Origin of the sequence: Catellatospora sp. NPDC049609 (genome assembly GCF_040675365.1) — a bacterium.
Lineage (GTDB): Bacteria > Actinomycetota > Actinomycetes > Mycobacteriales > Micromonosporaceae > Catellatospora.
Genome location: NZ_JBFAOU010000279.1, coordinates 1 through 6,872, shown reverse-complemented (window position 1 = coordinate 6,872; position 6,872 = coordinate 1). Strand labels below are relative to the sequence as shown.

Annotated in this window: 5 protein-coding genes; 4 read left to right on the top strand and 1 reads right to left on the bottom strand. The window is 68.1% G+C overall.

Annotated features, from left to right (window positions below):
• Positions 1 to 284: 284 nt before the first annotated feature.
• A complete protein-coding gene (locus AB0J67_RS38165) occupies positions 285 to 1,883 on the bottom strand; it encodes a ricin-type beta-trefoil lectin domain protein (RefSeq protein WP_363490209.1) in 1,599 nt (532 codons plus the stop codon).
• Between the two features lie 615 nt (positions 1,884 to 2,498).
• Here AB0J67_RS38165 and AB0J67_RS38160 point away from each other — a divergent pair.
• From AB0J67_RS38160 to AB0J67_RS38145, 4 genes are all read left to right on the top strand, one after another.
• A complete protein-coding gene (locus AB0J67_RS38160; protein ID WP_363490207.1) occupies positions 2,499 to 3,758 on the top strand; it encodes an extracellular solute-binding protein in 1,260 nt (419 codons plus the stop codon).
• A gap of 134 nt (positions 3,759 to 3,892) precedes the next feature.
• Entirely contained in the window at positions 3,893 to 4,726 is an 834-nt protein-coding gene (locus AB0J67_RS38155) for a sugar ABC transporter permease (RefSeq protein ID WP_363490205.1), read from the top strand.
• On the top strand, positions 4,726 to 5,553 hold the full coding sequence (locus tag AB0J67_RS38150; RefSeq protein WP_363490203.1) for a carbohydrate ABC transporter permease: 828 nt from the start codon (positions 4,726 to 4,728) through the stop codon (positions 5,551 to 5,553). The genes AB0J67_RS38155 and AB0J67_RS38150 overlap by 1 nt, the downstream gene beginning before the upstream one ends.
• A 1-nt stretch (position 5,554) precedes the next feature.
• Positions 5,555 to 6,703: a mandelate racemase/muconate lactonizing enzyme family protein gene (locus AB0J67_RS38145; protein WP_363490201.1), complete on the top strand. Its 1,149-nt coding sequence runs from the start codon at positions 5,555 to 5,557 to the stop codon at positions 6,701 to 6,703.
• The last annotated feature ends 169 nt before the right edge of the window (positions 6,704 to 6,872 follow it).

Genomic DNA, 6,872 nt, shown 5'->3' with positions numbered 1-6,872 from the left:
CCCTCCCCCAATCCGGGGAACAACGCTAAGGTATGGAGTGTTCGATATGACGTATGACAGCTGACAGCTAAAAGACCTATAAGTGAGTTTCGCTCCCTCGGCATCCTGCGACGAGATCAGGGGCGAGATCGCTATCACACCTGGTAGTTGGCCATTCGAGGCTGCGCATCGACCGCCACGCAGCGATGTATTGACATATGACGTATGATGGAAGAACGGCGGGGCCCAACGCGGACCGCGGTGGCGGAGCCAGCCACCGCGGTCCGTTCCGCATTACCGCTCCGCTAGCGCCGGGTCCATCGCTGGTTGGCCGCGCCGGTGCAGGTCCACAGGATCACCAGGGTCCCGTTGGCGGTGGCGTTGCCGTTGACATCGACGCACAGCCCCGACTGGCGATTGCTGACCGTGCCGTCGGCGTTGAGGTTCCACTGCTGGTTGGTGCCGCCGTTGCAGTCCCAGAGCTGCACCTTGGCCCCTGCCGTGGCATTGAGCGGCGCGTCGAGACACTTGCCCAGCGCCTGCAGCGTCGCCCCGTTGACGGCCCACTGCTGGTTGGCCTGGCTGTTGCAGTCCCAGATCACCGGCTGCGTGCCGTTGGCGGTGTTGCTCTGCGGGACGTCCAGGCAGCGCCCGGAGGCCGCGCTGACGAAGGTGGTCGTCGTCGGCGGGGGAGTGGTGCCGCCGCCGCTGACGCGGTACACCACCGTGCCGTGCGCCGGGACGCTGGCGGAGATGGTCCCGCTGCTGGAGCTGGTGGCGTTCGTCCACGCGTCCAGCAGGGTGAAGGACGTGCCGGACTTGCCGACGGCCGCGGCCGTGGTGGACACCGTGGTGGTCGAGGACCCCTGGTTGAACAGGGCGACCGCGACGTCGCCGTTGGCCAGCCTCTTGGCCAGTACGCGGCGCGTGCCGTCGTGGGAGACCTGGGTCGCCTGCAGGCCGAGCGAGTCCTGGTTGATGGCGATCAGGTTCGCGTTCTTGAGGATGGTCTGCGTCGCGCTGGACATGGAGCGCAGGTCGTTGCCGGCGATCAGCGGCGAGGCCATGATCGCCCAGAGCGCGAAGTGGCTGCGCATCTCGGTGTCGGTCATGCCGCCCCGGCCGACCTCCATCATGTCGGGGTCGTTGAACCCGCCGGGGCGGGCGTAGGAGGCCAGGGGCACGGTGACGTTGACGATGTTCTGGATGCCCATCGGGTAGCCATTGGTCTGCCCGGTGTCCCACGCGTTGGTGATGTCCTCGGTGGTCCGCCACATGTTGGCCACGTCGCCCCAGTTGCGCAGCGGCCCCGTCTTGGCGTGGATGCTGTTGGGGTTGATGCTGTAGACGATCGGGCGGCCGGTCGCGGCGAGCGCGTCGCGCATCTTGGCGAACGTCGCGACCTGCTGGTCGATGGTGCCGGTGGGCGAGCACCAGTCGTACTTGAGGAAGTCCACGCCCCAGGCGGCGAACTGCCGGGCGTCCTGGGCCTCGTGTCCCTGGCTGCCGGTGGCGCCCGGGTACGCGCCGAAGTACTGCGCGCAGGTCTTGTCCAGGGGCACCTGGTAGATGCCGAACTTGAGGCCGCGGCTGTGCAGGTAGTCGCCGAGCGCCTTCATGCCGCTGGGAAACCTGGTCGGGTCGCCCTGCAGGTTGCCCGCCGAGTCGCGGTTGGGGTTGAACCAGCAGTCGTCGACCACGACGTACTGGTAGCCCAGATCGCGCATGCCGCTGCTGACGAGCGCGTCGGCGTGCTGGCGGATCAGGGTCTCGTTGATGTTGCAGCCGAAGGTGTTCCAGGTGTTCCAGCCCATCGGGGGCGTGCGGGCCACGCCGTTGTCTAGCGCGTGTGCGGCGGGGGCCTGCAGGCCGAGCGCGGCCGAGGTCAGCAGCAGTGCTGCCATCAGCGCGGTGGCCAGGCGTCGTGATCGGAGGGGACGGTTCACGAATGCTCCTGTGGTCGGTTCGGGCGGGCGGGAGCGGACCGATGCGCGGACCGCCGGTCGGGGTATGGCCGACGTGGGCCGTCGGATCGGGCCGAAGTTGCGGCAGCGCGAAGTCCTCACAGCGCGGGACGCTGTGAGCCGCCGTGCGGGGGAGCGCTCTGTCCGGATGGGTCAGAGCGTGCGCGTGCTGAGGTGCGGACGCCTGTGGGTCGGGCGGCGTCGACATAGACTGTGACCGATAACATCGGAACGCGTCAAGACGTTGCCGAAATGTTTCGGATGATCGAGCGGGCTCATCGCGTGGTGTTCCGTTGTTTGTGGAGCTGACTCCGTCCTCATCCGCTGCCGTGATGTGACCGATAACAATCGCGATGTCGGCGCGGTTGTTCCGGTCGGGTTCCGAATGTCGTGGGCCGACCGCGACGCCGTCGCTCGCGTGGCGGTGATGTGTCGTGGCCCGTTGTGGCGATACGGGGTCCATCAGATTCCGTTGACATCACACATCATATGACTTAGCTTTGCTGCATTCCAGCTGACGGCCGGCGCATCCGGCCATTCTCGAGATGAGAATCAATGAAGCAGCGAGTACTTTGGCCGGCCGCCGTCGCGGTGATGCTGGCCCTGGCGGGCTGTGGGAGCGCCACGGGCAGCGAACCCCCGTCCGACGCGGCGAGCGGCAAGCTCGTGGTGTGGGACTGGAAGTCCAGTGACAAGACCGCAACCGCGTACGTGGACAAGGCGAAGGCCGACTTCGCCAAGAAGCACCCGGGCGTGACCGTCGAGTTCGTCGCCCAGCCGTTCGACCAGTACTACACGCTGCTCGGGGCAGCGATCCAGGCGGGCAAGGGCCCCGACGTCATGATGTTCAACGGCGGCGGCCAGATCCGTGACCGGGTCGACGCGCTGGTCCCGCTGGACCAGTACGTCAGCCCGGACAAGGACCGGCTGACCGGCTGGGACGCGTTCACCAAGGACGGCAAGGTGTTCGCCTCGCCGGTGACCCTGCAGGGCCACCCGATCTACTTCAACAAGGACCTGTACAAGAAGGCCGGCCTCGACCCCCAGAAGCCGGCGACCACCTGGAGCGGCTTCACCGCCGACTGTGCCACGATCACCAAGGCGACCAAGGCGACCTGCTTCGCGCTGGGCAACAAGGAGGGTGCCGGCATCCAGTTCTTCCTGTCGGCGTTCGGTTCCGGCATCTTCTCGCCCCAGGAGTACGACGACTGGATCGCCGGGAAGCGGGACTGGAACTCCCCTCACGTCAAGCAGATCTTCCAGCTGTGGAAGGACGTCGAGGTCAACGGCCTGAACAGCAAGGGCGGCAACTCGACCACGATGTTCACCGACGCCTTCGGCATCTTCCAGTCCGGCAAGGCGACCAACATCATCGGCCTGATGTCCGACATCGGGCACTGGAAGGACTTCAACGAGTTCCTCGGCCCCGACAACGTCGGGGTGATGAAGTCGCCGGTCATCGCCGAGGGCGCCACCCCCAGCCTGCCGTTCGACGGCGGTATCGGCTACGCGGTCGCCAAGTGGACCAAGGACCCGGCCCTGGCCGCGGACCTGGTCCGCTCGCTGACCTCGACGGAGGCCCTGACCGCGTTCTACACCAACGCGGGCGCGGTCGTGTCCGACACCACCGTCAAGGCCGCCGAGCCGGCCGTCACCTCGCTGGTGGCCGACCTCAAGACCGGCAAGCCCGCACTGCACGTGGCACTGTCGTCGAAGACCATCGAACTGATGGGTCGGCTGTCCCAGCAGATCCTCGACGGCTCCGTCAGCGTCGACGCCGCGCTCAAGCAGCTCGGTGAGTCGGACCGGAGCTGACCAGAGTGCCGCTCGGTGATTCCACGCCGCTGTTGGCTCGCCCCGCTCGAGCGGGGCGAGCCGATGGGACAGGCACCGCATCACGCAGGCGTCCGCGGACCGGCAGGCTGTCCTCGGAACGGCTGTCCCCGTTCGTGCTCATCGCCCCCGCCGTACTGGTCATCGTGCTGTTCCGGCTGTGGCCGCTGCTGCTCGGCGTCAACTTCTCCTTCACCGGCGACGGCGAGCGCAACGGCTCGGCGGTCGGGCTGGACAACTACGTGGAGCTGTTCGCCGACCCGCTGTTCCTGGGCGCGCTGCGCAACGTGGGATGGCTGGTGCTGCTGCTTCCTATCGCGGTGGCGATCCCCGGCATGCTGGCGACGTTCATCTACCTGCGGGTACCCGGACACCGGTTCTACCGCAGCGTGTACTTCTTCCCTGCGGTGCTCTCGCCGGTGATCGTGGGCTCGATCTTCAACCTGCTGCTGTCCTTCGACGGCCCGGTCAACAGCGTGCTCGACCTGGCCGGGCTCGGCCCGGTCGACTGGCTGGGCGACTCGAACGTCGCGATGTTCACCGTCGTGGGCGTGCACGTGTGGGCGACGTTCGGCATGTCGCTGGTGGTGTTCCTGTCCGGCTTCGCGACGCTGGATCCCGCCCTGCTCGACGCCGCGCGCTCCGACGGGGCGAGCCTGTCGCAGGTGATCCGGCACGTGATCATCCCCGGCCTGTCCCGGACGATCCAGTTCGTGTTCGTGACCACCATGATCGGGATGCTGACCTCGATGTTCGGTCTGATCTACGTGATGACCAGCGGTGGTCCGGGCGGGTCGACCTACCTGCCGGAGTACTACATCTGGATCCAGCAGGGGCAGATGAACCGCCCGGCGTTCGCGTCGGCGGCCTCCACGGTGCTGTTCCTGGTGATGCTCGTCGTGGGGCTCGCACAGGTCAGCTTCCTGCGACGCACCGGTAGGGAGGACTGATGCGCGGCGCTCGACTCAGCCGGTGGCTGATCGCCGCACCCATGGCGCTGCTGGCGCTCGCGACGATCTACCCCCTGGTGTTCACCGGCAACGCGGCGATGAAGACCCGTCGTGACTACATCCTGGACAGGTTCGCGTTCGCGGACACCCTGCGCTGGGACAACATCGCCACGGCCTGGACCAGCGCCGGCACGGCGCGTTACTTCTTCAACTCGGTGATCGTGGTGGCCGGCGCCGTCGCGCTGCTGCTGCTACTGGGTTCGATGGCCGGGTTTGCGCTGAGCCACCTGCGGTTCCGCGGGTCCCGGGCGCTGTTTCTGGGGTGCCTCGCGGCGCTGTTCGTGCCATTCCAGGTGATCATGGTGCCGCTGGTGCGCACCATGGCCGACACCGGGCTGGTCGACACCTATCCCGGACTGATCCTCGCCTACGTCGCGCAGTACCTGCCGTTCACGATCTACCTGATGGCCAGCTACTACAGCGCCATCCCGGCCGAGATCGTCGACGCGGCGCGCATCGACGGCAACACGACCTACGGCGTGTACCGCAGGATCATGCTGCCGATGGGCCGGCCGGCGCTGCTGTCGGTCGGGGTGCTCAACGCGCTGTTCTGCTGGAACGACGTGCTCATCGCCCTGCTGATGATGCCGTCCGCGGAGCACCGCACCCTCATGGTCGGGGTGACGTCGCTGCGCGGTCAGTACTCGGCCGACATCCCCACCTTCGCCTCGGGGGTGCTGATCGCAGCCGTGCCCGTACTGGCGGTCTACCTGTTCTTCCAGCGCCGGATCGCCGACGCTGTCACCGCTGGTTCGACGAAAGGCTGACATGCGCATCACTGGGTATCGCGCCCTCAACACCGTGCAGGAATGGGGCCGGCCGGTCGGCGACGCCAACGGCGTGTACGCCGACGGACTCACCGATGTGCCGATCGTCGTGGTGACCACCGACGAGGGAATCACCGGCGTCGGCATGGGCCCGCACGTGGAGCTGGACGCGATCTTCGCCGCGATCGACGGCGAGGACCCGCGGGCGGTGACCGCGCTGTACGACCGGATGCTGCGGCAGACGTTCAAGGCCGGACACGCCGGAGCCGTCTTCGGGGCGATCGGTGCGTTCGACACCGCCCTGTGGGACATCAAGGCCAAGGCCGCAGGCCAGCCCCTGTGGCGGCTGCTCGGCGGCCGCGACCGCGTGGTGCCCGCCTACGCCTCCGGCCTCGACATCGACCTCGACGACGACGACCTGGTCGCCACCTACCAGAGCTATGCCGAGCGCGGCATCCGGGCGGCCAAACTCAAGGGCGGCCTCGATGTCGACCGCGACCGGCACCGGCTCACCCTGGTCCATGACGTGCTCGCCGAGGCAGGCGGCGGGTCGCGGCCCGGCCTGATGCTCGACGCGAACGAGTGCTGGAGCCGCAAGCAGGCGGTGCGCTACGTCGCCGAGCTCGAGCGCAGCCTGGATCTGATCTGGGTCGAGGAGCCCGTGCGGCGGTGGGACGCCGAAGGGCTGGCCGCGGTCGGACGGGGCATGCGGGCGTCGGTCGCCAGTGGCGAGAACCTCAGCGGGCTGGAGCAGTTCCGGCCTCTGCTGGCGGCGGGCGCACTGGACATCGTGCAGACGGCCTCGGTGTGGGGGGTGACCCACTTCCTGCGGGTGTCGGCGCTGGCCCACGCCTACGACCTGCCGGTCAGCCCGATCGGCACCAACCCGGTCGGCCTGCTGCACGCGGCGACGTCGGTGCCCAACCATCTCACCAGCGAGCTGCAGGTCATGCGCCCGCCGATCGGCATCGACATCGACCTGCGGATCGAGGACGGATCGTTCGTCCTCGGCGATGCGGCGGGTCTTGGCATCAGCATGGACGAAGCGGCGATCGCCGCCTGTGCGCTGCGGCCCGCCACGGTGTCCTTCGACGGGCCGGGCGTGCGGCCCGAGCGGGCCGGCCAGCGGCTGCTGGCGGCTGCCCGCTGAAACGGGGGTGGCTCGCGTTCAGGGCGCGGGCCTGCGCCGGGCGGGTGCGGTGCCCTGACACCGCAACCTGTCCGCCGCCTCGGTGACCATCGACAGCAGCCGCTGGTCCTGCTCGCTGATGACCTCGCTGGCGTCCAGCAGCACCACGGTGACCTCGGACGCCTCGATC

Coding starts and splice junctions, on each gene's coding strand:
- AB0J67_RS38165 (WP_363490209.1), bottom strand. CDS start 1,883: ATGGCAGCACTGCTGCTGACCTCGGCCGCGCTCGGCCTGCAGGCCCCC.
- AB0J67_RS38160 (WP_363490207.1), top strand. CDS start 2,499: ATGAAGCAGCGAGTACTTTGGCCGGCCGCCGTCGCGGTGATGCTGGCC.
- AB0J67_RS38150 (WP_363490203.1), top strand. CDS start 4,726: ATGCGCGGCGCTCGACTCAGCCGGTGGCTGATCGCCGCACCCATGGCG.
- AB0J67_RS38145 (WP_363490201.1), top strand. CDS start 5,555: ATGCGCATCACTGGGTATCGCGCCCTCAACACCGTGCAGGAATGGGGC.